At 70.9% G+C, this 25,571-nt stretch carries 17 protein-coding genes and 1 pseudogene; 5 read left to right on the top strand and 13 right to left on the bottom strand.

Going from position 1 to position 25,571, the window contains the following annotated elements; translation table 11 throughout:
- Positions 1 to 109: 109 nt before the first annotated feature.
- From ACZ7HT_RS29670 to ACZ7HT_RS29650, 5 genes are all read right to left on the bottom strand, one after another.
- Entirely contained in the window at positions 110 to 2,542 is a 2,433-nt protein-coding gene (locus ACZ7HT_RS29670; protein WP_471171483.1) for a ricin-type beta-trefoil lectin domain protein, read from the bottom strand.
- A gap of 112 nt (positions 2,543 to 2,654) precedes the next feature.
- Positions 2,655 to 5,966 (bottom strand): glycoside hydrolase family 2 protein, encoded by a 3,312-nt coding sequence (locus tag ACZ7HT_RS29665; RefSeq protein WP_471171482.1) that lies wholly within the window; start codon positions 5,964 to 5,966, stop codon positions 2,655 to 2,657.
- A gap of 73 nt (positions 5,967 to 6,039) precedes the next feature.
- Positions 6,040 to 7,086, bottom strand: a complete 1,047-nt coding sequence (locus ACZ7HT_RS29660) for an ABC transporter permease (RefSeq protein WP_471171481.1) — start codon at positions 7,084 to 7,086, stop codon at positions 6,040 to 6,042.
- Positions 7,083 to 8,660: a sugar ABC transporter ATP-binding protein gene (locus tag ACZ7HT_RS29655; RefSeq protein WP_471171480.1), complete on the bottom strand. Its 1,578-nt coding sequence runs from the start codon at positions 8,658 to 8,660 to the stop codon at positions 7,083 to 7,085. The genes ACZ7HT_RS29660 and ACZ7HT_RS29655 overlap by 4 nt, the downstream gene beginning before the upstream one ends.
- A gap of 171 nt (positions 8,661 to 8,831) precedes the next feature.
- On the bottom strand, positions 8,832 to 9,884 hold the full coding sequence (locus ACZ7HT_RS29650) for a substrate-binding domain-containing protein (RefSeq protein ID WP_471171478.1): 1,053 nt from the start codon (positions 9,882 to 9,884) through the stop codon (positions 8,832 to 8,834).
- 548 nt (positions 9,885 to 10,432) lie between these two features.
- On the opposite strand from ACZ7HT_RS29650, the gene ACZ7HT_RS29645 reads away from it, so the two are divergent.
- On the top strand, positions 10,433 to 11,401 hold the full coding sequence (locus tag ACZ7HT_RS29645; RefSeq protein WP_471171476.1) for a LuxR C-terminal-related transcriptional regulator: 969 nt from the start codon (positions 10,433 to 10,435) through the stop codon (positions 11,399 to 11,401).
- A gap of 810 nt (positions 11,402 to 12,211) precedes the next feature.
- Here ACZ7HT_RS29645 and ACZ7HT_RS29640 read toward each other — a convergent pair.
- Together ACZ7HT_RS29640 and ACZ7HT_RS29635 are read right to left on the bottom strand one after the other, a co-directional pair.
- A complete protein-coding gene (locus ACZ7HT_RS29640; protein WP_471171474.1) occupies positions 12,212 to 12,688 on the bottom strand; it encodes a DUF5680 domain-containing protein in 477 nt (158 codons plus the stop codon).
- A 353-nt stretch (positions 12,689 to 13,041) separates the two neighbouring features.
- A complete protein-coding gene (locus ACZ7HT_RS29635; protein WP_471171472.1) occupies positions 13,042 to 14,046 on the bottom strand; it encodes an ArsR/SmtB family transcription factor in 1,005 nt (334 codons plus the stop codon).
- A 158-nt stretch (positions 14,047 to 14,204) separates the two neighbouring features.
- Between ACZ7HT_RS29635 and ACZ7HT_RS29630 the strand changes: the two genes are divergently transcribed.
- Positions 14,205 to 15,389: an MFS transporter gene (locus ACZ7HT_RS29630; RefSeq protein ID WP_471171470.1), complete on the top strand. Its 1,185-nt coding sequence runs from the start codon at positions 14,205 to 14,207 to the stop codon at positions 15,387 to 15,389.
- A 111-nt stretch (positions 15,390 to 15,500) separates the two neighbouring features.
- Here the strand turns inward: ACZ7HT_RS29630 and ACZ7HT_RS29625 are convergent, their stop codons facing one another.
- On the bottom strand, positions 15,501 to 16,118 hold the full coding sequence (locus tag ACZ7HT_RS29625) for a TetR family transcriptional regulator (RefSeq protein WP_471171468.1): 618 nt from the start codon (positions 16,116 to 16,118) through the stop codon (positions 15,501 to 15,503).
- A 99-nt stretch (positions 16,119 to 16,217) separates the two neighbouring features.
- Here ACZ7HT_RS29625 and ACZ7HT_RS29620 point away from each other — a divergent pair, with 99 nt between their 5' ends.
- Both ACZ7HT_RS29620 and ACZ7HT_RS29615 read left to right on the top strand, forming a co-directional pair.
- On the top strand, positions 16,218 to 17,477 hold the full coding sequence (locus ACZ7HT_RS29620) for an MFS transporter (RefSeq protein ID WP_471171467.1): 1,260 nt from the start codon (positions 16,218 to 16,220) through the stop codon (positions 17,475 to 17,477).
- A gap of 32 nt (positions 17,478 to 17,509) precedes the next feature.
- Positions 17,510 to 17,869 (top strand): annotated as a pseudogene (locus tag ACZ7HT_RS29615) (family 1 glycosylhydrolase); the annotation flags it as partial.
- On the opposite strand, the gene ACZ7HT_RS29610 reads toward ACZ7HT_RS29615, so the two are convergent.
- From ACZ7HT_RS29610 to ACZ7HT_RS29590, 5 genes are all read right to left on the bottom strand, one after another.
- On the bottom strand, positions 17,856 to 18,824 hold the full coding sequence (locus ACZ7HT_RS29610; protein WP_471171497.1) for an ABC transporter ATP-binding protein: 969 nt from the start codon (positions 18,822 to 18,824) through the stop codon (positions 17,856 to 17,858). The pseudogene ACZ7HT_RS29615 and the gene ACZ7HT_RS29610 overlap by 14 nt on opposite strands.
- A gap of 179 nt (positions 18,825 to 19,003) precedes the next feature.
- Complete coding sequence (locus ACZ7HT_RS29605; protein ID WP_471171465.1) at positions 19,004 to 20,062, bottom strand: MFS transporter; 1,059 nt, start codon at positions 20,060 to 20,062, stop codon at positions 19,004 to 19,006.
- Positions 20,063 to 20,253: 191 nt separating this feature from the next.
- Complete coding sequence (locus ACZ7HT_RS29600) at positions 20,254 to 21,702, bottom strand: amidase (RefSeq protein WP_471171463.1); 1,449 nt, start codon at positions 21,700 to 21,702, stop codon at positions 20,254 to 20,256.
- Between the two features lie 83 nt (positions 21,703 to 21,785).
- A complete protein-coding gene (locus ACZ7HT_RS29595) occupies positions 21,786 to 23,084 on the bottom strand; it encodes an amidohydrolase (RefSeq protein ID WP_471171462.1) in 1,299 nt (432 codons plus the stop codon).
- Positions 23,081 to 24,331 carry an MFS transporter gene (locus tag ACZ7HT_RS29590; protein ID WP_471171460.1) on the bottom strand — a complete coding sequence of 417 codons (1,251 nt, stop codon included), beginning with the start codon at positions 24,329 to 24,331 and terminating at the stop codon, positions 23,081 to 23,083. The genes ACZ7HT_RS29595 and ACZ7HT_RS29590 overlap by 4 nt, the downstream gene beginning before the upstream one ends.
- Before the next feature lie 114 nt (positions 24,332 to 24,445).
- On the opposite strand from ACZ7HT_RS29590, the gene ACZ7HT_RS29585 reads away from it, so the two are divergent.
- Complete coding sequence (locus ACZ7HT_RS29585) at positions 24,446 to 25,489, top strand: Lrp/AsnC family transcriptional regulator (protein ID WP_471171458.1); 1,044 nt, start codon at positions 24,446 to 24,448, stop codon at positions 25,487 to 25,489.
- The last annotated feature ends 82 nt before the right edge of the window (positions 25,490 to 25,571 follow it).

Genomic DNA, 25,571 nt, shown 5'->3' with positions numbered 1-25,571 from the left:
CCCCCTCCCCCCCCCCCCCCCCCCCCCCCCCCCCCCCCCCCCCCCCCCCCCCCCCCCCCCCCCCCCCCCCCCCCCCCCCCCCCCCCCCCCCCCCCGCTTCCGGCAGTCGCTACGGGAGCGTCCACCGCTGGTTGGCCCCGCCGTTGCAGTCCCAGATCACCAGCTCGGTGCCGTTGGTGGTCGAACCTCCGGGGACGTCGAGGCAGCGGCCCGACTGGACGCCCTTCAGGCTGCCGTCGGGCTGCGGCGCCCACTGCTGGTTGGCGCCGCCCGTGCAGTCCCAGAGGATCACGGCCGTGCCGTCGACGGTCCCCTGGCCGGTGACGTCCAGGCACTTGCCGCCCTGGGTCAGGGTGCCGTTGGACCAGGTCCAGGTCTGCGCAACGCTGCCGTCGCAGTCCCACAGGCGGACCGGGGTGCCGCTCGCTCCGGAGGCGTCGGCGGCGGCGCACTTGCCGGCCAGACCGGAGGCGGCCTGGCCCTCGTGCGAGGTGGGGGTGCCCGGGGTCAGGGCGAAGTCGTCGAACTGTTCGGTGACGTAGCCGGTGACGCCGAGGCCGGCCTGGCCGTTGGTGTAGCTGAGGTCGGTGGCGCTGCCGACGGTGACGCCGTCGACGACCGCGGTGAGGGCCGAGCCCTCAAGGGTGAACGCGACGGTGTGCCAACTGCCGGTGCCGAGTGCGCCGGTGGTGCCGCTCGCCAGGGTGGTGAAGTTCCACTTGGTGTCGCTCTTGTCGATGGACCAGGCGCCGGTGTCGCTGACCCGCAGGTGGTAGGCGTTCAGGCCGTTGTTGTTCCTGCCCTGCTGGTTGACGCGGCCCAGGAGTTCGACGGTGCCCGCCTGCTCGAACATGGTGTCGGCGGAGACGGTGTAGTTGCTCCAGGTGCCGTCGCCCATGATCGTGTACGGGGCGTTGTACGGCTCCTCGGTCCACCGGATCGGCGACATCGGAGCCATCTGCCGCAGGCAGGTGCCGGTACGGCCTCCGCCGCAGGACACCGACTGGAAGGTGCCGTTCATGTCGGAGAAGTACTTCGGCGAGGTGGTGGTGGCGCGGGTCTCGAAGTCGTCCGAGTACGGCAGGGCGAGCGCCTTGCGGGCGGGCGAGACGGCCGTGCCCTTGCCCTGGCCGGTCGTGGTGGTCACGGTGTAGAGGTGGCCGGGCTGGAGGGTGAGCGTGTACTTGCCGCCGCTCGGGGTGATGTCCTGCTGGTGGACGAACCAGCGGGAGGAGTCGTCCGACTTGACGTCGGTGTCCCAGACGTGGACCTGGCCGGTGGACAGGCCGCCGGTGACGGAGAACGAGGCGGTCTGGGCACTGGTGGCATCCATCGTCTCGATGACGGTGCTGTAGTCGGTGTTGTTCGTCGACTTCAGCGTCACGTAGCTGCCGTTGGTGCGCGTGCCGCCCAGGTAGCCGCCCGCCGAGTCGATGTAGCGCCAGCCGGGCCGGGTGAACTGCGTGGTGTGCGCGGTCACCCAGGCGGTCTTGCCGATGTGGTAGTTGCCCGACCAGGGCTGGTTCGCGACGGACATGCCGTCGGTGGAGAAGAAGAGGTTCGGGTAGAGGGCGGCGATGACCGGCCAGTTGAAGTAGGCGGTCATCTTTCCGTCGAGGTAACCGCGGTTGATCGACCGCGCCACGGCGGGCGCGCCGGTGTCGGCGTCCTGGGAGCCGTTCTCACTGGCCCACAGCGGCTTGCCGAGACGTTGTGCGGTGGGGGTGCTGGGGCAGGTGGCGTAGGCGTCGAGGTACCCGCACGGGTAGTGCACGCCGACGACGTCGACGGCGTCCTTGAACGCCTTGTCCTGCGCCATGGCGTCGGCCACGCCCCAGTCGCTGTCCGCGGCGACGACCTTGGTGGCGCCGTAGCCGTGGGAGACCAGCGCGGCCTTGAGGTTCCGGTACCAGGTCTTGTCGTAGCCGCGTTCGTTCCAACCGCCGAGGTAGTCGATGGTGAGGCCGTGGCCGTCGGCGCAGTCCATCCAGGACATCAGGTAGTCGATGGTGTCCTGGGACCAGAAGTTGCCGCCGCCGAGCCAGCCGGGGGCGCCCCAGGACAGTGCGGCGAGCTTGATCTGCGGGTTGCGGGCCTTGGCCTGCTCGGCCATCCACCACTCGTAGCCCTGGTTGCAGTCGACGGTGCCGGCCGTGTGCATGTGGCTGGGTTCGGCACCGTCGGTGGAGTTGGTGTCGCCGCCGATCTCCAGCTTCAGCAGCTGCAGGGAGGCGCCGTAGCCGGGCTTGTACAGGTAGTCGAGCAGCTCGCTGCGCTGTGGCTCCGGATAGTCGACCAGGAGACGGGAGTTGCCGCCGCCGCCGGAGATCGCTCCGACTCCGTCGAAGGTCAGGCCCGGCTTGGTGCCGTTGACCGTGATCGAGGTCGAGGTCGAGGGGGTGGGCGCGGACCAGGGGGTGGGCGCGGACGAGGGCGCGGCCTGCGAGACCGTAGGCGCGGCCAGGCCGCCGCTGAGCACGCCCAACGACAGGCCGAGGAACGCGGCGAGCGTGCGCCGGAGGCGCACGGGTGCCCGGGTCATGTGGACTCCTTCTGGGTGGGGGCGCCTGGAGGTGGCACCGGGCGCCGGGAATCGACTGCGAAGGTGCGGAACAGTCGGGGTGGGCCCTCGGGGTTGCCCGAGGGCCCACGTGTCAGGTCGTCGCGAACGTTCCCAGCCGCAGCGAGACCGCGCCCGTCGTCCCGTCGACGACCCGCACGGTGGGCCGGTAGTAGTCGCCGCCCCCGTAGCCGAAGTCGGGATAGTTCCAATGCGTGTCGACGAACAGGGCCCGTGCCGCCCCTGTGGTGGCCGACAGGGCCTGGAACGCGTCCACGAGCGGGAGGATGCCTGAGGAAGAGGGGTTCTTCTCTCCGGTGACGACCAGGCGGATGGTGTGCCGCCCCTCGGCGAGGCCCGTCTTGCGGTAGACGACCTGCTGGTACTGCTTGGCGGGCGCGTACTGGTCGACGGTGGTGTCGAGTCGCCCGTCGATGAACACGTCGATCAGGCCGAGGTTGGAGCCGTGACCGCCGAGCCACTCGACGCCGGTGCCGTCGAAGCCGAACTCGCACCAGTCGCCCGCGGTGAACGAGAAGGACTCGGTGTCCCCGAAGTCATCGTGCGTCCACCCCTCACCCCGCGCATGTGTCCATGCGCCCTGGTACGTGATGCCCGGGTCGCTGTCGTCGACCCACCGGGGCGGGGTCCGGTCGACCCGGGCCGCGACGCTCCCGTCGGACTCGACGCGCACGCCGGTGCCGTCCGGGCGGGTCAGCGCGAAGGTGTGGACGGCGGAGCGCAGGGCGCGGAAGTCGTTCGTCTCCCGGCCGGCGTCGTCCTTCCCGTAGAGGAAGTACGAGTGGGTGTCCTGCGACCAGCTCCATCCGGGCCGTTCCCGGTAGACGGATCCCGCGTGCTGCGGCACCGCGAGCGCGGTGCCCACGGGCCGGCCGATGTGGTCGTCCGGGTACACCGACCAGAGGGAACCGGTGCGCCAGTCGATGCGGTCGGCCCCGTCGGGGGCGCCGAAGCGCACGCCGAGTTCCTTGTAGCCGCTGTCCGGCTGCCCCGGCAGGGCCTTGACGATGGTGTACGTCGTGGTGAGCAGTCCGGTGCCGTCGACCGTGACGTCGAAGACGACCGGACTCGCGCCGTGGCTGCCCGAGATCGTGACGACGGTGGTGCCCGCGTCCTTCTGGCGCACGCTGATCGACCCGAAGGTCCAGGGCGGCAGATGTCCGCCGCGGACATGCAGGTGCGGGCCGTCGGTGAGCACGGTCGTGCCGCCGTACTCCGCCCGGGTGATCAGGCCGGTCGTCCTGCTGAAGACGACGGAGAAGCCGGCACCGGTCAGTGTGAGGCTCGCGTCGCTCTCCTCGACGGCGGGCGCGGAGCCTGCCGGGCGGGGCAGTGCCGGCGCGGCGACGGGGCCGATGGGCAGGGCATAGGAGTCGACCAGGCGGTCCCGGTCGTCGAAGAAGTCGAGTGCGAGCACCTCGCCTTCGGTCCAGGAGCGGTACGGGATGCTCAGCTTGCCGCTCGCTCCCGGCTTGAGGTCGATGCCGGGCATCGTCCCCTGGGCGCCGCCCACCCGCCAACGGACGGTCAGCTCCGACAGGTTCGTGAAGTCGAACCAGTTGGAGACCGGAACGGTGAGGGGGGTACGGGCCCGCTGCCCGAGCAGCGGCGCGTCGGGGACCCGGACGGGCGAGTACGCCTTCTTCGCCAGCCAGTACTCCGGCTTCTGCCGCCGCCAGATGTCGACGAGGCCCCATTCGGCGGTGCCGGAGACCTCTCCGGGGAGCGGGAACACCTCGTCGACCCCGCCCCAGATCGCGCCGCCGACGACCCCGTACGTGTCGTGGACCTTGGGCCAGAACCGCGAGATCGTCTCGCCCCAGAAGGTGCGGACGCCCGGGTCGGTCCTCAGGTCGTCGACGTCGTACGCGGGCAGGTGGGCGTACTCGTCGTAGAGCGAGGGCTTGGCGGTCTCGCCGCCCAACTGGCCCTTCACGTCCGGGTAGTGGGCGGTGAAGATGTCGTAGCTCGCGCCGGTCGAGTACGTCTCGGCGTGGCTGTAGACGGCGGGCCGCGAGGGGTCGGCGGCCTTCAGGTAGTCCCACTGGGCCTGCGGGTTGGCGCCCCAGCCGATGTTCTCGTTGCCCATGGACCAGATCAGGACGCAGGCGTGGTTGCGGTCCCGCTCCACCATCTCGGCGAGCTGGCCGAGCCAGTCCGGCTTGAACGCCGGGTCGTCGAGGAGGTCGTCGTGACCCTGCTGGTTCACCCAGCAGACCGCGGTCTCCTCCTCCACGTACATCCCGTACCGGTCGGCGGCGTCGAGCAGGGCCTCGGTGGGCGGGTAGTGGGAGGTGCGGATGAGGTTGACGTTGGCTTCCTTGAACAGGCGTACGTCCTGCTCGTCCCAGCGGCCGGTGGCGCCCCGGCCCATGGTCGGGCTGACCTGGTGGTGGGCGACACCGCGCAGCTTGACCTCCCGGCCGTTGACGAGCAGTCGCTTGCCGTCGACCTTGATCTGCCGGAATCCCACTCTGCGCGTCACGGTGGACTCGGCGCCCTCGGGCCCCGCCGTCAGTTCCAGGGTGTAGAGGTTCGGGTGCTCGGCGTCCCACTTGAGCGGGGCAGTGACGGCGATGTCGTACTGCGCGGGTCCGCCGGGGGCGAGGGAGCGGCTGAGCACCTCGGCTCCCGCGGGGTCCCGCAGGACCAGCCGCACCGGCAGTGCGCCGGCGCCCGCCGGGGTCAGCCGGAGGCCGAGGACCGCGTCGCGGTACCGGGTGTCGAAGGTCGTGGACACGTGGACGCTCGACAGATGTCCCGGCGGCAGGGCGATCAGCCGTACGTCGCCGAGGATGCCGCCGATGCGGTGGCGGGCGTAAAAGGTCTCGTACGACAGGTCCTGCCAGCGGTCGGTGACGCCGACGGTGACCCACGCCTCCGCACCCGGGGTGACGTGGTCGGTGATGTCCGCCTGCCAGCTCGTGAATCCGCCGCGGTGGTCGCGGACGTGGGCCCCGTTCACCCAGAGCCGGGCGTCGCTGTACACCCCGTCGAAGCGCAGGACGATCCGCTGCCCGGCGAAGTCGGCGGGCACCGGGACCTTGGTCCGGTACGCGAACTCCTTGTCCTGCGGCACGTCCACGCCCTGCATGGCGGGCTCTCCGGGCACCTCGACCCGCGGCCAGCCCGAGGTGTCGACGTCGTCGCGCCAGAACTCCGCGGGCGGCTCGGTGAAGATCGACCAGCTGCCGTTGAGGCTGATCACCGGCTCGCGCACCCCCGCGACGGTGTCGGGCACGGGTGTCAGGGTGACCGTGGGCTGCGGCAGAGCGTCTGCCGGGGCCCCCGCTCCCGCTCCGTCGACGGTCCCGGAGGCCGCCGCCGTGGTCGCGGAGCCCAGCGGGCCGGCCACCACTCCCGCCACGACGGCGGTTCCTGCCATGAGAAAGGTGCGTCTGCGCGTCAAATCTCCACTCCTTGTGAGACGGGGGGGTTCCTGCCGGGTCGCGGTCACCTCAGGTGGGGAGGCCGATGCGGCGTTCCTTGTTTCGGCGCTGCTGGATGACGACGGCGATGACCAGGAGCGCGCCCTGGGCGACGTTCTGCCAGAAGGTGTTGATGCCCTGGACGGTGAGCCCGTTCTCGAGGGCGCCGAGCAGGGCGACCGCCAGGAGGGTGCCGCCGATGCCGCCCTTGCCGCCCTTGAGGGCGCAGCCGCCCAGTGCGGCGGCGGTGATGGCCTTGAGTTCCAGGCCTTCACTGCCGGACACGGGCTGTCCCGATCCGGTGCGTGCGGTGAGCAGGACGCCGGCGACGGCCGCGACCACGCCGCACAGGGAGTAGGCGGCGATGAGGTACTTGTTGATGGAGATGCCGGCGAGGCGGGCCGCGGTGTCGTTGCCGCCGATGGCGTAGAGGTTGCGGCCGATGTCCGTGTAGGTGAGGAGGACGTGGACCGCGAGCGCGACGACGGCCAGGATCCAGATCATCACCGGCAGTCCGGCGATCTTCCCGCGGCCGAGGAAGACGAAGACGCTGTCGTTGAGGACGTAGCCCTGCGCGCGGCCGTCCGAGACGAGCTGCGCGATGCCCTTGTACGCGGCGAGTCCGGCGAGCGTCGCGATGGTCGGGTTGACCCGCCCGTACACGATGATCACACCGTTCAGTACGCCGGCGAGCACGCCGACGCCGAGGGCCGCGGCGATGCCGACAACGGCGCTGGAGCCCGTGGAGGTGAAGACCATGGCGCTGACGACGGAGGCGAGTCCGGCCTGGGAGCCGACGGAGATGTCCAGCGCGCCGCAGATGATGACGACGGTCTGGACGACGGCGAGCAGCCCGACGAGGGTCGCGGCCTCGCCGATGACCTGCATGTTCGACCAGCTGAGGTAGTTGTCGTTGAGCGAGCCGAACAGCGCGAGCACGACGACGAGGGCGCCGATCAGGCTGAGGTTCTGCCCGCCGACCGCGGTGATCCGGAACCGCCGGCCGGGCGCTGCCGGTGCCGGTGCCGGATCGCCCTCCGTCCGGTCCGGGGCGGGGGAGACGGTGGTGTCGGTCATCGGAGTGCTCCAGGCATGAGGGCGGGGGTGCTGAGGTCGTCGGCCATGGCGAGGCTGAGGATGGCCTCCTCGGTGGCCTCTGCCCGGCTCAGTTCGCCGGTGATCCGGCCGTTCTGCATGACGGCGACACGGTCCGCGAGGCCGAGCACCTCGGGGAGTTCGGAGGAGATCACCAGGAGGGCGACGCCGCTGCGGGCGAGGTCCGCGATGATCTGGTAGATCTCGGCCTTGGCTCCGATGTCGATGCCACGCGTGGGCTCGTCGAGGATCAGCAGCCGGGGTGTGCGGGCCAGCCAGCGGGCCAGGACCACCTTCTGCTGGTTTCCTCCGGAGAGCTTCCCGGTCTCGTGCTCGATGGAGGGCGTGCGGACCCGCAGCCGGTCGGTGTACTCCTGTGCGACGGCGCTTTCCTGACCTCTTCTCACGAACCTCAGACGGCGCAGCCGTTCGAGGCTGACGAGTGAGGTGTTGTCCCGGACGGACCGCTGGAGGAACAGTGCCTGGGCCTTGCGTTCCTCGGGGGCGAGCCCGATACCGGCCCTGATGGCGTCCTTCGGGTTGCGCAGGGAGAGACGCCGGCCGTTCATGCTGATGCTGCCGGAGCGGATCGGGAGGTCTCCGGCGATCGCGCCGGCCAGTTCCGAGCGGCCGGCGCCGATGAGTCCGGCGAGGGCGACGACCTCACCGGCCCGGATCCGCAGGTTGACGCCGGTCACGTCGTCGGTGGTGACGTCGTGCAGTTCGAGGACGACCTCGTCCCGGGCGACGTCCTGGCGGACGAAGAGCGAGGACAGGTCGCGGCCCACCATGAGCCGGACGACCTCCTCCTCGTTCGTCGCCGTGGCGTCCAGCACCCCGGCCACCGTGCCGTCGCGCAGGACCGCGACCCGGTCGGCGAGCCGGAAGATCTCCTTCATCCGGTGCGAGACGTAGATGACGGCGATGCCCTGGGCGCGGAGGCGGCCGATGAGCGCGAAGAGCGCCTCCACCTCGTGCTCGGACAGCGAGGAGGTGGGCTCGTCGAAGGCGATGATCTTGGCATCACCGGTCAGTGCGCGCAGGATCTCGACCAGCTGACGCTGGGCCGCGGTGAGCTCCGAGCCGAGTGCGCCGGGGTCGATGACCTTGTCGAAGCCCAGCCGGGCGAGGTCGGCCGCGACGCGGCGCCTCAGCTCCGCACGGTCGAGGACGCGTCCGCGCTTGCGGGGCAGGGAGCCCGCGTAGACGTTCTCCGCCACCGAGACGTGCGGGATGATCTCCGGTTCCTGCGGGATGATCCGGATGCCGGCCCTGATGGCGTCCTGCGGGGCGGCGAACGCGACGGGCTCACCGTCGAGCAGGACCCGACCCTCGGTGGGCTGGTGGTCGCCGGTGAGGATCTTGAGCAGGGTCGACTTGCCCGCGCCGTTCTCCCCCATCAGTGCGGTGACCTGTCCCGCGGGGAAGTCGAGCGTGACGCCATCGAGCGCCTGGACGGTCCCGAAGCGCTTGACGATGTTCTGGACGGTGATCACCGCGCCGGGGCGGTCGAGCGGCGGGGTGGGCTCCGGTGGTTCGGCGCCGGGTTGGTTCATGGGGGCCTCACAGGCTGGCAGCGGTGTCGACAGGGGTGGCTGGGGCTGCCCGGGACAGCGCAGCCGGGCGGCAGCGGTACGAGGGCACGACTCCGGCGCGGCGGTCACGGTGCACGGCCGCGCCGGACGGACGCGGAGCGTCTGGTCAGCCCGTCGGCGCGAGGCGCCGGGTCAGCCGCACGTGACCCCGGAGGCCTCCCAGTCGGCGGCGTCCACCATCTTGGTCGGCGCGAACGCCTCCTTCGGGAACCCCTTGCCGTTCTTGAGCCTGTCGTACATGGTCTGCACAGCCAGGGCGCCGACGTCGGCCCCGTTGATGAACAGGGCGGCCTTCATCCCGGACGGCTTGCCCGAGCTCCAGTTCTTGCAGGCCAGGTAGGCGCCGAGGCCGACGCCGATGACGTCGGACGCCTTGAAGCCGGCGTTCTCCAGGGCGGTGACGCCACCCTGGACGTTCTCGTCGTTGCAGCCCCACACGATCCAGTGCTTCACGCCGGGGTCGGCGGTGACGGTCGCCGCGATCTTGTCCTGGGCACCGGTCGGCGTGTTGTCCGTCGGGACCGCGATGTTCTTCACGTCCGCGCCCGCGCCGTCCTTGAAGGCCTTCTCGGCGGCCTTCACCCGGTCGGTGCAGACGGTGACGTCCTGCTTCCAGGCGGAGACGGTACGGGTGTCGGCGGCGTTCCAGCCGGCCTTCTTGAACTCCTCGGCGGCGCGCTTGCCGACCTCGCCACCCATCTGGGCGCCGCTGAACCCGATGCGCGGCACCAGGGCCTCGGGAGCACAGGCGGACGGGTCCGGGCCGGTCGTGCAGATCTGGTCGTCGGAGGTGAGCAGCGCGACCTTTCCGTCCTTGGCGGTCTGGGCGAGCTGGGGGCCCACCGCGGGGTCCGGGACGACGACGATCAGGCCGTTCGTCTTCTGCGCGATGGCGGACTGCACCTCACTGATCGTCTTGTTGGCGTCGTTGCCCAGGTTGACCACTCTCAGGTCGATGCCGAGCTCCTGGGCCTTCGCCTTGGCCCCCGCGGCCTCACCGATGAAGTACTCCTGGTCGCCCTGCTTCTGCAGATACGTCAGGGAGATCTTCCCCTCGACCTTCGCGGTGTCGTCGCCGCCCGGCTTCACGGTGTCCTGGCCACTGGAACACGCCCCGAGCGCCAGGGTGACGACCGTTCCCAGAGCGACGGCTGCGGCACGTCGGCGACTGCGATGAGTGGACATGGAATTACTCCTTGAGAGACGGCTCGAGAAACGCGCGGCGGTGCGCGAACGGCAACACATCGCCGAACTCACGCGAAATCAAAAGGCTCGTGTCATCCCTGCACGCGCTTTCCGAGTCCGGGAGGCGACGCTTGTCCCGTCGGCGGAAGCGCCCCGACAACGGACCAACTTCGCACATGGTCGAACACAATGACCCAGTAGTCAACATGAACGTTCGCAACAGGTTTTCCTGGAAAGGGAGTTGGCGATCCAAGGTCGCCTGACGTCGATCACCGGGCAGCAGCGGGCACCGGGCCGCACAAACGGACGCCGTATGGGACGCGGGCACGCGAAGTCGCACGACGCCGCTCTCACAGGAAGCCTCATGTCGGGAAATGTTCAAGTGGCATGAGGCGCGGGCGATCAGTCGTGCCGTACGCAGAGTGTGCGGGGAACCGGCATGAAACCGAAGCGTTCGTGGTGTCGGATTCCGGCATGGCGGAAAGAGGACAGGCCTCGCCCATGAAGGACCCCACCGACTCCCGCGCGGCTCGTGCAATAGTTTGAACGTGTATTCACTTCAAGGCATTGGCATCAGTGCGACTGCCGAGGACGTCTATCTCTCCCTCGTCGAGCGCGGCCCGACGGCGCCGGCCGAACTCGCGGGCGTCCTGCGTGTGAGCGGGCACGCCATGAGCGCGGCTGTCGTCGAACTCACCGGCCTCGGCCTGGTGGACCCGGACGGCGCGAGGCTCGTGGCACAATCTCCGCGTGCCGCGCTCGACGCCCTGGTGGAGAGCCGGGCCAAGGAGCTCGCCACGTTGCGCGACGGTGTCGAGGAGCTGACCCGGTTCTGGCACGACCATCACGCCCAGGGCGCCGGCTACATCGAGATCATCCGCACGGAGGCCGCCCGCACCGCGATCGGCCGACGGCTGTACGACGAGGCTACCGAACAGATCCGCGCCCTCACCATCGGCTACACCGGCCGGTCGGCACGCCCCAACAAACTGGCACCGGGCTGCGAGGAGGCACTGTCCCGCGGCGTCAGGACCTCGGTCGTGTACGGGTCCCAGGTCCTGCGGGACAGGCTCGCCCGGGAGGCCGTCCAGACCTCCATCGGCCTCGGTGAACAAGCGCGTGTCTTCACAGAGGTCCCTCTGAACATGGGCATCTGCGACGACCGCTTCGCCCTGGTGGCTCCCCCGGCACGCGACTGGGACCGCCGTCACCACATCGTCGTGCGGCGGTCGGACCTCCTCGACGCGCTGATCGGTGTCTTCGACTCGTACTGGCAGATCGCCGTCCCGCTGCCCAACGCCGTCGACACGACCGACGACCACCGCGCGGCTCCCACCGCCGAGACCCGACAGCTCCTCACCTGTCTCAGCGGTGGTCTGACCGACGAGTCGATCGCCCGCGAACTCGGCGTCAGCGAAAGGACGGTCGGCCGCCGCATCACCCGCCTCCAGGAGCTGCTGGGCGCACGAACACGCTTCCAACTCGGCGTCCAGGCGAGCCGTCGCGGCTGGCTCTGAGACCGAAAGCCCCCTCCCACCCCTCACCCTCGTCCCGCTTCTACTCACGGCAGGAGATGCGGGAGAACGCCACGGGCTCGCCGCCGAAGCACCCCGAGCGCCATCCGGACCATTCCCGGTCCACGAAAGCGATTCGACCGCCACGAGCGGCCATGTCCGCAGGTCAAGGGGGCCACGCGTCGTGTACCACCAGCAGACGAAGAACCTCCTGGTGGCGTACTCGCCGAAGAAGCTCGGCTTCTTCTAGCGGCACGAGAAGAGGCGCCTGACCTGGGCTTTCGTCGGTCAGGCGCCTCTCGCTTGCCCCATTTGGCGAGCGGGTGTGTTTACACCGAAACTCCCAGTTCATCCCACCACGCCACCGACGGTGAGCTCGGCCGCGACGTGCACGCCGTGCTCGGCGACGGTACACCGGCCGCCGGCGCCTGGACGTACCAGTCTCCCCCGGTGGCCGCCCACAACCGCCCCTACTACCTGCCGACCGACACACGCCGCTGACCGCCGGCTCTCGAAAGGACGTCAGCCGCGTGGGCCCATCTGCCACAAGGGATCGAGCGCGACCCGGACCATTCCCGGACCAAGCCTGCGCGGTGAACCCCATGGCAGGTTCCGGCCAGGGCCGACCGGGTGACGCCGGACGGTGTCACGCCGTCCGGGCGCCCTGATCGGACGGGATGAGCGGTGACGCGTGATCCGGACGGAACTGTGCTGTGCCGGGACGTCCGCCCACGCATCGCTCACGCATCCTGCTCGCCGACTGCGCCCACCTTCACGGGAGGGCCGTGCCCTGGCCAGGTGGCTTCGGCGCGTTCAGCCGAGCACGCGGCCGCCGTGGTAGCGCAGTTCGTAGGCGCGCTCGCCGGTCGGGGTGAGGATGTGCTCGATGCCGGTGAAGCGTTCGACGGTTCCCGTGTTCTCGTCGACGTACCGGAGCCCGTCGGCGCCTTCATGGCGGAAGCCGCCGAGGAAACGGCCTTTGGCGTACAGGGCGGTGAGCGCGGCCTTGATCGTCTCGCCGGCGGTGTGGGCGGTGATGTCGTCGGTGAGCAGGCAGCCGTAGTAGTTCATGCCCCAGACCGGCTGGCCGTCGGAGTGGACGGTCTCCTGGCCGAGGAAGTCGATGCCTCCGAAGTAGCTGTCGCGGTAGACGAGGCCGTCCTCCCGGTACTCGAGGTCGTGGGAGGCGGTGCGTGACGCGGGTACGTGGCCGCGTCCGCCGACGTAGGTGGCGGCCTTGGCCCGTACGACGAAGGCGTTCAGGTCGAAGGGCGCGTGGTGGAGGTTCACGGCAGGTGTGTACCGCTCCGGCTGCTGCCGCACAGACGATTAAGTCCGGCACTCAATGGGTTCTACGGCGCGGTGGCAGGCGGTGGAGTGAGCGAGGCACCACCCGGCCGGGGCGGCTCCACCCGTCTCCACACGTGCGCCACTCGCACAGGAACGAGCTCATGCGTTCAAGAGTCACGACCAAGCTGACCTTCGGCGCCGCTGATCTCCCGAAGCCGCACGGGTACGGCTCCACCCGTATCCGTGCGGCGGCGGGCCGCCCGTCCCCGGTCCGCCGCCTCCGGGCCGCCGTTCCGGCCGCCGAACGAACGGGGCCGGGTCTCCTTCCGGAGACCCGGCCCCGTTCGTTCCCCCTATGACTCCTCGTCCCGCCCGAGGCGGCAGAGGTCGTCGCCGAGCGGGCTCTGGGCGTAGAGGACGAGCCGGCCGTGGCGTGCCCGCCGGGTGAGTCCGGCGTCCGACAGGACGGCCAGGTGCTGGCTGACCGCGGCGGGAGTGACACCCAGGCGGTGAGCCAGTTCGGTGGTGGAGGACGGCTCGGCGAGCAGGGCGAGAAGCTGGGCGCGCGGACCGCCCAAGAGGCGCTTCAGGGCCTCCGTGGCGACCGGGACGATGGTCGACTCGGCGAGGGTCGCGAGGCCACGGGCCGGATAGACGATGTGCGGCGGCAGATGCTCGTCGAGCATCGTCGACGCCTTGCGGTTGAAGCAGGTGGGGGTGAGCAGGACCCCACGCCCCCGGACCGCGATGTCATGCGTCGGAGGCGCCAAGGTGTCGGAGTGGACGGTGAGGTGCCCCTCCTCCCAGACGAGCCGCGGGTCGATGCCGGCGAACAGCCCCCCGGCGCCCTGCTCCGCGAGGACCCGCGCCCGGTGGACGAGGTCGGCCTCCAGTACGGACCGGACCCGGGGCCAGTGGGGCGCGAGGCACCGGTCCCAGTAGGTCTGGAGGGCGTCGGCGATCTCGGCGAGGAGGATCTCGGGGCGCGCGAGGCCCGCGGCGAGGCGGGCGGGCACGTCCTCGCCCAGGGGGTGGAACGTCCGGGCGATGTCGCCCGGGAGCCTCCCGGGATCGGTGGCGCGCAGCCGTGTGAACTCCGCCCCGACAGCGGGGTGGGAGGTGGTGGGGCGCGGGGTGAGGAAATCCGGCACCCAGGGGCGGGACCGGGCCACCAGGGAGGTGAGCAGCTCGGTGTCCGCCTCCCCGAAGGCGGCGCGGCGGTCGGCGAGCAGGGCCGTCTGCCAGGGGAAGAGCGGCGCGTGGGTCCACACCCGCAGGCTGAGGACCGTCTCCTGGAGCGGCGAGCAGGCGAAGGAGGTGGCGGCCAGGTCGCCGATCTCCAGCCGGAATCGGATCATTAAGTATCGGACTTAAACAGTTCTGCGGTCCGTGCGCAACCGTTGTGCTGACCCCCATGAACACGGCACCGCCATCCGGAACCCTTCCGAGGATCCCCTCCGCGCCCCTTCCCACCACCAGGCTCACGGCCGACCCCACCGTCAGGAGACTGGCGGTGATGACCCTCGCGGGAGCGATCGGACGCGGTCTCTTCCTCACGGTCAGCCTGATCTGGTTCACCCGCAGCCTGCACCTGTCCCCCGGTCGGATCGGTTTCGCCCTCACCCTCGCCGGGCTGTGCGGACTCCTCGCGCCCGTCCCGGCCGGCCGCGCCGCCGACCGCTGGGGCAGCAAGCGCCTCCTGACCTTCCTGCTTCTGGCCGAGGCGGCCTTCACCGCCGGCTACACCGCGGCCGGCGGCTACCCGGCCTTCCTGGTCCTGGCCTGCCTGGTGGCCGTGACCGACCAGGCGGCCACCGCCGTCCGCGGGACGCTGTACGCCGACGCCGTGCCCGCCGGCACCCGCACCCAGGTCCTCGGCCTGCTGCGGACGGTGCTCAACCTGGGACTCGGGGCCGGCGCGGCGCTCGGCTCGCTCGTCCTGGTCTTCGACTCCGAGGCCGCCTATGCCTCGGCCATCCTGGCGGACGCCGGGTGCTTCCTGCTGGCCGCCGCCGTCCTCCGGGGGGTCTCTGCCGAGCGGCGCGCGACCCGCCCGGACGGCTCCACCGACGGTGGCGAAACAGCCGGGCGCCCCCTCCGCAACCTGCCCTTCATGGCGGTCACGTCCCTCAACGCCGTGGTGAACACGCAGTTCACCGTCATGCAGGTCGGGCTTCCCCTGTGGCTGGCGGAGTACACCTCCGCGCCCCCCGCGCTCGTCGGTCACCTGCTGATCGTCAACACCGTGACCGTCGTGCTCCTCCAGATACGGGCGACCCGTGGCACCGCGCACCTCGACGGCGCGGCGCGCGCCTTCCGCCGGGGCGGCCTGCTGGTCGCCGCGGCCTGTGTGACCGCCGGCCTCGCCGCGGCCCGTACCCCCTGGACCGCCATCGCCGTCCTGGTCGCAGCGGTCCTCCTGCTGTCGATCGGTGAAGTCCTGTACCAGGCCGGCAGCTGGACCCTCGGCTACGCCCTGTCCCCCGACCACGCCATGGGTGCCTACCAGGGCGCGTACGCCTTCGGCACGGCCACCACCGGCATGATCGCCCCGGCGCTCCTCACCTTGCTCGTCCTGCCCCACGGACTGCTCGGCTGGACCGCCCTCGCCCTGCTCTTCGCCGGCACCTCCGTCGTGACCCCGATGACCGTCCGCTGGGCTGCCCGCCGCCGCGCCCATGTTCAGAAGGGGGCGGCGTGAGGACGACGGGACCGCTGGGGAACCGGGGAGTGGTCGACTGTTCCGGTTTTCCAGGTCCGTCCGGTGGCTGGTGGACGTAGGGCAGACGGCGCATTCGCCGGCTCGGCTCGTTCAGGTCGCGTCCGGTGTCCGCTCTCGCAGACCGTCCACCAGGACGGCATGCAGGCGGGCGAGGTCGGCGGCCATGTCGATGTCGGGCTTGAGGAGCCACTGGAGCTGGAGGCCGTCGGTGACGGCGAGCAGGACGCGGGCCGCCCAGGCGGCGTCGAGTTCCGACTGATCGGCAGCTACGGCGGGGGCGTTGGACGTGGCGGTCTTGGCGAGCATGTCGGCGAGGCCGTCGCGGTACCGCTCGTAGCGCCGGGTGAAGAAGTAGTGGGCCGGGTGCTCCGGTTCGGCGGCGGCGGCGGCCACGTCGAGGAAGAGCTTGACCAGCCCCGGTGTGGCGGCGTTGCGGGCCAGGACCTCCAGCGCGGCGGGCGGGTTCTCGATCGGGTCGCCGAAGCGGGCCACGGCCTCGGCGTCGCGGGCTTCGAGGACGGCCGTGAGCAGCCCCTCGCGGCTTCCGAAGTGATGCAGCACGCCGGCGTCGGTCATCCCCACGCGCTGGGCGATGTCGCGTACGGACACGCCGCGGCTGCCCGCCTCCTCGTAGGCGGCGAGGGCGGCTTCGAGGATCTTCTGGCGCTTGGCCGAGGTCTTGGCGTAGGGGCCCCGAGGAGTGCTCATGCCGTCAGTCTACGAACCTCACACAAAAACCTTGTAGCCCTAAGTTTTCGTGGCTAGGGTGAGCCGACCTTGAGCGCGGGCACAGCGAAGGAGCTGTCCATGACGTCACCGTCTGCCGGTCCCGTCCTTCCGGACGTGCCGGTCCCCGAGGAAGAACCACCCGCGAGAACAGGCCGCCTGGGCCCCGTACTCGGCATCGCGAACCTGAGCTGGGTGTTGCCCGTCGCCGCGTCGAACACCCTGCTGTTGTCACTCCTCGAACAGCTCGACGAGGGGACCAAGACCGGCCGATTCGCCGTTCTGGCAGGGGCCGGCGCGGTCGCCGCGATGGCCGCCAACATCGTGATCGGGGTGCTGTCCGACCGCACCCGCTCGCGCTGGGGACGGCGTCACCCGTGGATCCTGTTCGGCGGGTTCACCACGGCCCTCCTGGGCTGCGCGGTTTCCTTCACGCGGAGTTTCCCGGTCCTCGTACTGCTGTGGGTCGGGTTCCAGATCGGCCTCAACGCGCTCGTCGCGCCGCTCAACGCGGTCATGCCCGACCGGGTGGCCTCCGCCGACCTGGGCAAGGCGTCCTCCTGGGCCGGTATCGGCCAGCTGCTGGGCATGGGGATGGGCGGTGTCGCCGCCGGTCTTCTGGTCGCGACCCCCGTGCTCGCACTGCGCTGGATCTTCTGGATCATCCCGGTGGGCGGGCTCGTGCTGCTGTTCGCGGTGCCCGACCGGTCGAGCGTCCGCCTGCCCCGTGAGCGGTTCTCGGGTCGGCTCTTCGCCCGGAGCCTGGTGCCGCCACGGGACGCGGACCTGTTGTGGGCGATGGCCGGCAGGCTGCTGACCCTGCTCGGCATCAGCCTCGTCCTCGTGTACCAGCTCTACGTGCTCAAGGACTACCTGGGCATGTCGACCGAGCGTGCCGGTTCCACGATCGCGCTGGCCGGCATCCTCAACGTGGCCGTCTCCGGCATCGCGATCGCGGTGTCCGGTCCGCTCTCCGACCGCCTCGGGCGGCGCAAGGTGTTCATCGTCGTCTCCGCCGCGATCGGGGCGGCGGCCGTCGTCCCGCTGGCCGCGACCACCTCGCTGTGGGCGTACTACACGTTCGTCGTCGCGGCGGCCCTCGGATTCGGCTGCTTCCTCGCCGTCGACCAGGCCGTCATGGCCGAGGTGCTGCCGCAGGCGGAGACGCGGGCCCGGGACCTGGGGTTCCTCAACATCGCCAACACCGTGCCCTCCCTGCTCGCCCCTGTCCTCGCCGCGGCGGTGGTTCCCGCCTTCGGATACCCGCCCCTGTTCCTGCTCGCGACCGTCATCGGCGTCGCCGGCGGCCTGTGCATCCTGCCGATCCGCCGGGTCACATGACCGCGGCCCGTCCGGAAGGACCCCACCACCCCATGACGCGAACGTCCGCCCGCCCCTCGCGATATCCCGACGGATTCCTCTGGGGCGCCTCCACCTCCGCGCACCAGACCGAGGGCGCCAACACGGCCAGCGACTGGTGGGCCCTGGAACACAGCGGCCTCGCCGACCACATCAAGGAACCCAGTGGGGACGCCTGCGACAGCTACCACCGCTGGCGCGAGGACATGGACCTGCTCGCCGGACTCGGCTTCTCCGACTACCGGTTCAGCATCGAATGGGCCCGCATCGAACCCGCGCCGGGCAGGTTCTCCCACGCCGCGATCGCCCACTACCGGCGCATGGTCGAAGGCGCCCTCGCGCGCGGACTGCGACCCATGATCACTCTCCACCACGGAAGACCGCGCGCGCCAGGTCGTCGCGTTCGGCGAGCTCGCGGGCGTCGCCGACGAACCTGACCTGCCCCTTCTCCAGGAACACCACCCGGTCGGCGATCGCGAGGGCGACGTTCAGGGACTGTTCGACGAAGATGATCGTCAACCCGTCCGCCTTGAGGCGCTCGACCACCCTCAGCAGGTCCTGCACCACCGCCGGTGCCAGGCCCAAGGACAGTTCGTCGATCAGCAGCACCTCGGGGTCGTGCATCAGGACCATGGCGAGCGCGAGCATCTGCTGCTGGCCGCCGGACAGCGATCCGGCACACCGGTCGAGGCGGTCGGCGATGTCCGGGAACAGTTCCAGGACGTGGGCGAGGCGTGCCGCGCGGTGGGCCTGGTCGGTCTCGCGCAGCTGGAAGGCGCCCATGTCCAGGTTCTCTTTGACGGTCATGGCTCCGAACACGCCTTTCCCGCCGTACAGCAGGCGGATGCCGAGGCGGCCGCGCCGCTCCGGGGAGACGTAGGTGACGGTGTGTCCGTTGAGGCGTACCACGCCCCGCGAGGGCGTTCCCAGGCCGCAGATCGCCCTGAGGATCGTGGACTTGCCCGCGCCGTTCGTGCCCAGCAGGGCCAGTACCTCGCCGCGCCGCACGTCGAAGCCGACGTCGAACAACACCTGCACGTTGCCGTAAGAGAAGTCGATGTCGGCGACCTGCAGTACCGGGACGCCGTCAGGGTCCTGCAACTGTCGTTCCTGCTCGGCCAGTTCCTCCCGGAGCTCGTGGACGACCAGCGACAGGTCGTTCCTGATGTACGAAGCACTGCGGATCAGTAGGACGGCGCCCACGAGCGTCGACGGAACGCCGATCACCAGCGCCGCGATCCGGGCGTCGTAGGAGGCCAGCAAGAGTGCGGACAGCAGTGATCCGCCGGTGGCGCCGACGAAGAAGATGTAGACGGCGGCGAGCGCCATTCCGAGGCCGCGCAGCCGGTGGGGCGATACGGACTGCATCACCGGGCCGGTCATCGCGAACGCGGTCGACAGCAGGATCAGCGACATCATCTGCAGGATGACGAACGCGGGAGCGGTCGGCATGAACCACTGGATCGGCGTGACGAGGGCGGTCGGCAGGATCAGGTAGCCGACGAGTTTCAGGGCGCGCGCCGGGTCGGTGCGGTAGAGGCGGTCGTAGCGGGGCCCGACGAACGGCAGGACTGCCAGCACGCCGAGGCCGCCGAGGGTGCCGTAGACGCCGCGGCGAAGGTGCTGAGGCCGAAGTGGTCCTGCATCCACAGGTTGGTCAGGACCGGTCCGGTGAACAGGCTGAAACCCAGGGCGGCGAAGGCCAGAACGGCGGTTTTGGTGGTGTGGATCTGCGTCAGACGGGCGAAGGCGGCCTCCAGGGAGATCGGCATCGGTTTCTCGTGGCCGATGACTTCGCCCAGGACGGCTTTCATCTCGTTCTGGCCGCGCCGGGGTTCCGGCAGCCGGAACGCGAGCAGGGCCACGACAGCGGTCGGGACACCGAGGGCGAAGAACGCCCAGCGCCACCCCTCGGTCCCGCCGGCCAGCGCGGCGACCCCACCGACCGCCAGGGGGCTGAGCGTCCCGGCCAGGCGGCCGGCGAACCCGCCGGCGGCGGCGAGACGGCCGCGGACGGCGATCGGATAGGCGTCGGCGTTCAGCGATCCGTGGACGGGCAGAGTGCTGGACTTGGCGACCCCCACGCCGAGCCGGGCCAGGAACAGCAGGAAGGCATTAACGGCCGATCCGCTCGCGACCACGGTCGCTGCGAACGCCAGGCCGGCCCATCCTGCGACCCTGCCGCGGCGGCACCGGTCGGCCAGCCGGCCCATCGGCAGCGCACCGAGTACCAGGAACGCCCCGGAGGCGGCGGAGAGAGCCACGATCGCGCCGTCGCTCATCCCGAAGGTGTCCCGGATGTCGGGGGCCAGGACCCCGAGGGTCGCGCTCTCCATTTCGTCGAACGCCGCCAGAGCGGTCAAGGTGACGAACGTCGCCGAGCCGCCGGCTGCCAAACCCTGACGCAGGGTCAGTCGTTCACCGCCGACGCCGGGCAGGAGGTCGTCGGCGAAGAGGATCTCCTGCCCGGCGCGGGCCTCCTGGGCGCGTTCGGCCTCGGCCTCCATCAGTCCGGCCGCCAGCCCGGCAGCCGACGGCGGGGCCCCGGCGGGGTCCGAGGTGGTCACAGGCAGTCCAGGCGACGGGCAGTCAGACAGTGGGGGACGAGTGGCATTCACGCTCCCAGGGAGTCGGGTCCTGAGCATGGGGAATGACGGTATGAATGTGCGTAAGAACGCATGCGGCATCGTGAGGTGGCTGGACATAACTGTCAATGGCCGCGCCGATTCCCGATATCTAAGTATAGGAACTTAGATCATCACGAGACGGCAGGCCGGTGGTCCCGGGTGTAGGTCCAGGGGCGGAGGCACTCCAGGGCCTTGCCGATACGGAAGACGGTCGGGTCGTCGTAGGTGTGGCCGACGATCTGGACGCCCGTGGGCAGGCCCCAACTGGAGCGGCCACTGGGGACGTTGAGGACGGGGCAACGGTTGTTGATGTTGAAGGGGATAGTCATGGCTGCCCACAGGGGCTCGCCGTGGTCCTCGCCGTGCACCACCAGGCGGCCGAGAAGGTCGTCTCCGGCAGGCAGTCCCGGGACGGCCGTGGTCGGGCAGATCAGGGCACTGTAGGGAGCCATCGCCTCGCCCAGCTCGCGCTGCAGGCGGGTCTCGACACGCAGGCCGTCAAGGTACGTGATCTGCTCACGGGCGGCGGCCATGACGTCCGCGAAGGCCACCGCGTAGGCCGACATCCGGTCGCGGTGCTTCGCTTCGATCTCCGAGACGAGGGCACCGAAGATGGTGGAGAAGTGCGCCGCGAGACTGATGAGGAGGTCGTCCTTGGTCCACGGGAGTTCGATCTCCTCGACGACGGCACCCGCGTCGGTGAGGGCGCGGGCGACCGCACGGGTGTTGGCCTCGACCTCCGGGTGGACGTCGTACGCGCCCAGTCGGAGGCACAGGGCGACGCGCATCCCCGCGACCGTGTCGTACTCGGTCGGCAGGACGAGCTTCGGGCGCAGTGACACGTGGTCGCGCGGGTCGGGGCCGGCCAGGACGTTGGCGAAGGTGACGCAGTCGTCGACGGTCCGTGCCATGGGGCCGTCGCCGCGGTAGTGGTCGGCCGACAGGGGTGCGACGCCGGGAATCCGGCCGTAGGGGGCCTTGTAGCCGACGGTGCCGGTGAAGGCCGCGGGGATGCGGGTGGATCCGCCGATGTCGGAGGCGGAGGCGAGGAGCGTGGTGCCCGCCGCGAGCGAGGCGCCCGCGCCGCCGGACGAGCCGCCGGGGGTGAACTCGGGGTTCCAGAGATTGCGGGTGACGCCCCACAGACGGCTGTGGGTGAAGGTGGCGATGGAGAACTCGGGGGTGGTGGTGCGGGCGTGGATGATGCCGCCGGCCTCCAGGATGCGGTCGATCACCGGGGCGTTCTCGTTCGCGGTGGCGCCGACGTTGACGAGCGAGCCCTCGGTGAGGGACCGCCCGGCGATCGCGTGCTTCTCCTTGGTGGCGACCGGGATGCCCTCCAGCGGGCGCGGCGCCAGGCCGCCCCTGCCGAGGAAGCGGTCCTCGGCGTGCCGGGCCTGTTCGAGTGCCTCGTCGAAGAGTCGCTCGGTGAAGGCGTTGACGACCGGTTCGGTCTGTTCGGCGCGGTCGATCACCGCGCGCATCAGCTCCACGGGGGACAGCTCGCGGGCCTCGAAGAGGCGTCGGGCCTCGGTGGCGCTGAGGTAGGCGAGATCGGAGCCGGAGTCGTACATGCTCATGCGGAAGCCTTTCCGGAGGGCCGGGCTGAGGGAGGGAGGGGACGGAGCGAAGGGCGGTGCGTTACGGCGACGGGAGCGGTACGTCAGCTCTTCCGGCCGCCGGCCTCCTCGGAGCACAGCCACGGGGCGGCTGCCGCGAGCAGGGCCGTCACGCCGATCCGGATGGTGGGGTCGGGTACGGGGGCGAAGTGCGGCGAGTGGTTCGCGGGGATCGTGTCGGGCAGGCCGTCCGTCAGCAGCGCCTGGGGGTCGACGTCCCGGAAGAGAGCGGGGTCGGCGCCACCGAAGTGCCAGAAGACCGACGGGACGCCGAGGGCCGTGCCGAAGACGCCGAAGTCCTCGCTGCCGGTGAGGGTCTGGGGCAGGGTGAAGACCCGCTCCTGGCCGAGGACCTCGGAGATCGCCGTCAGCACGGTGCCCGTGGCGGGCTCGTCGTTGACGGTGACGGGGAAGGAGTTGAGCCCGGTGATCTCGGGGTCCTTCGGGGCGCCGGAGGCGGCGGCCTCGGCGCGGACGATCCGTTCGACGGCCGCGAGGACCCGGTCCCGTACCGCGGGGGTTGTGGAGCGGATGTTGATCCGCAGGTCCGCGGTGTCGGGGATGATGTTCTCCTTGGTGCCCGCGTGCAGCGAGCCGACGGTGACCACCGCGGTCTGTGCCGCCCCCGTCTCCCGGGAGACGATCGTCTGCAGCCGCATGACGACCGCGGCGGCCATGACGACCGGGTCGACGGTCGACTCGGGCGTCGAGCCGTGCCCGCCGCGACCGAAGAGGCGGACCCTCAGGCTGTCGGAGGCGGCCATCACCGGTCCGGGCCGGGTGCCGACGAACCCGGCGGGCGCGGGGGCCACGTGCTGGCCGAGGCAGACGTCGGCGCGGGGGAAGCGCTCCAGGAATCCGTCCTCGATCATCACCGGCGCACCGCCGACCTCCTCGGCGGGCTGGAACACGGCGACGACCGTGCCGTGCCACTCCCCGCGGGCGGCGGCCAGCTGGGCGGTGGCGCCGAGGAGACAGGTGACGTGCATGTCGTGGCCACAGGCGTGCATCACGGGCACCTCGTTGCCCGCGCCATCGACGGCGGTCGCTCGTGAGGCGTACGGCAGTCCCGTCCGCTCCTGGACCGGGAGCCCGTCCATGTCGGCGCGGAGCAGGACCACGGGGCCCTCGCCGTTGACCATGACCCCGACGACGCCGGTGCCGCCGACGCCCTCGGTGACGTCCCAGCCCTGCTGCCGCAGCAGGTCGGCGACGATCCCGGCCGTGCGGAACTCCTGGAACGACAGTTCCGGGTGGGTGTGCAGATCCTCGTAGACGGCGCGCAGGCCGGGCAGCCGGTCGGGGAGGGCGGTCAGCAGGCGGGTGAGGGAGGCGGCGGTCACGAGTGCTCCTTTGCGGGCGCGGGAAGGTGGGACGCGCCGGTGGCGGTCCGGAAGGAGGCGGCGTCCTGCGGGGTCAGGAGAGCCATGACGGCGGCGATGCCGGCGCCGAGGACCAGGGAGGCGAAGGCCACCTGGAAGGAGAAGGCGTCGGCGAGCGCGCCGACGACGGGCGGGACGACCATGCCGGCCACCTGGCCGCCGAGGACGACCACCGCGCTGCCCACGCCGACCTGTTCCGGGGCCAGTCCGCTCAGCGGGACGGCGAGGATGGGCATGTAGCAGAGGGAGACGGCGACCGAGGCGATCGTGCCGAAGACGACGAAGCCGGTGAGCGAGGACGAGAAGGCGACCAGGAGCAGCGCGGCGGCGGCCCCCGTCATGCTTGGCACGATCACCTTGCGGTGATGGCCGCCGAGCCGGTCCGAGATCCGGCCGCCGACGACGATCGCCCCGGCGGCGGCGAGGGCCGGGACCGCCACGAGGACTCCGGCCTCGGTGAGGGAGACCCCGAACTCTTCGCCGAGGTAGGAGGGGACCCAGGTGTTGAAGCCCCAGACGATCGCGCTGTAGCCGAACATCATGGCGCTGAAGCGCCAGACCACACCGAGCCCCAGGACACCGCCCGCGCCGGGGCGGACGGTGCCCGTCGCCGGTTCCGTGCGGGGCAGCGGGGCGGGGAGCCGCATCCGTACCGCCACGAGGACGAAGACGCCGAGCGCCGCCGTCGAGTAGAACGCCGAACGCCAGCCGAGGGCCGCGATCAGGGGAGCGACGAGAAGCGGGGTGAGGACACCGGCGACCGCGTTGGAACTCATGATCCAACCGTTGGCGGCCATCCGCTCGTCCGGGGTGGTCCGCTCCACGAGGACCTTCAGCGAGGCGGGCGGGAAGATTCCCTCGGCGGCACCGAACGCGAACCGCAGCACCAGCAGCACCACGAACGACCAGGCGAGACCGGTCAGCGCGGTGAACACCGACCACGCCAGCAGGGCCCAGAGCGTGACCCGGCGCGCGCCGTACCGGTCGGCGAGCATCCCGCCGGGTATCTGGGCGAGGGCATAGGCGAGGAAGAAGGCGGAGACGATCAGGCCCTGCTGCCCGCGACTGAGCTCGAACTCGGCGCCGAGGGAGGGCAGGACCAGATTGATGACGAGCCGGTCGGCATAGTCGACCAGCCAGGCGGCGAACAACAGGACGATCGTGATCCGGACGGTTCTCCGGGCGGACTGCGGGGACGGAGCAGACACGCGGCACTCCTCATCACCGTGGCCGAAACTGGGCATCGGCCGGAAGTGCCCCTACCATCCGGCCTGTGACCGGGATCCCCGGAGAATTGCCGGAAAGCATCAGCGGAGGCGCCCATGACACCCGATTCCCGCTCAGCCGCTGCGGACGTCCGCTTCTCCGAACTGGACCTCGCGCTCGTCGACGCCCTGCAGGCCGCCCCCCGGGCCCCGTGGTCGCAGATCGGCCGGGCGCTCGGTGTGGACGCGACCACGGTGGCCCGGCGCTGGGAACGGCTGCGCGCGAACGGTCTCGCCTGGGTCACCGCGTACAACGCCGCGAAATCGGCCACCGTCGCCTATGTCGAGGTACGGTGCCGGCCACGGGCGCTCGAATCGGTCAGCCGGGCCCTGGCCGACATGCCCTGGGTCTTCAGCGTCGACGAGACCGCTGGTGACTTCGACCTCCTGGCATCCGTCGCCGCCACCGACCTGCCGTCCCTCGGCCGCTCGGTGCACGGCCTGATCGGCGGGCTGAAGGGCGTCCGGTCCACCCGGACCCGCCTCGGGATCACGCTGTACAGCGAAGGCGGCGACTGGCGGATGCGGGCCATGGAGCCCGCCGGACACGCGGAACTCTCCGCTTCGCGGGCCTCGGGCTCGACTGTGTACAGCGCCCGCACGCACCACCCGCACGCGCCGGAGGACCATGCCCTGCTGGCGGCCCTCGGAGTCGACGGACGCCTCGGCTACACCGAGCTCGGCGCGGCGACCGGGATGAGCGAACACACCGCCCGCCGTCGGGTCCAGCGGCTGATCCGGGACGGTGACATCAGCTTCCGCTGCGACCTGGCCCATCCCCTCGCGGGGCTTTCGACGGTGGTGCTCTACCGCACCGCGGTCCCCCACACCCACCTCGCGGCCACGGGCAACGCGCTGGCCCGGATGGAGGAGGTGCGCCTCGCCGTCTCCGTCAGCGGCTCCGACAACCTGCTCGTGATGGCCTGGCTCCGCGGCCTGCACGCCATCGACCCCTTCGAGGCACAGCTCGCGGAACGCTTCCCCCAGTTGAAGGTCAGCGACCGCACCGTCTTCCTGCGCTCCCGCAAACGCATGGGCCGCCTCCTCGGCACCACCGGCCTGGCCACCGGGCACGTCCCCTTCGCACTGCCCCGTGTGTGACCCTCGGGAGACGGCGGGAGCCGGGCTCCGGAGAGCCGCAGGTCAGCGAGCATGCCTGCGGTACAAGCGACGAGACCCTGCA

Source organism: Streptomyces sp. NPDC037410, from assembly GCF_055602235.1.
This window is presented reverse-complemented; position numbering and strand designations above follow the sequence as displayed.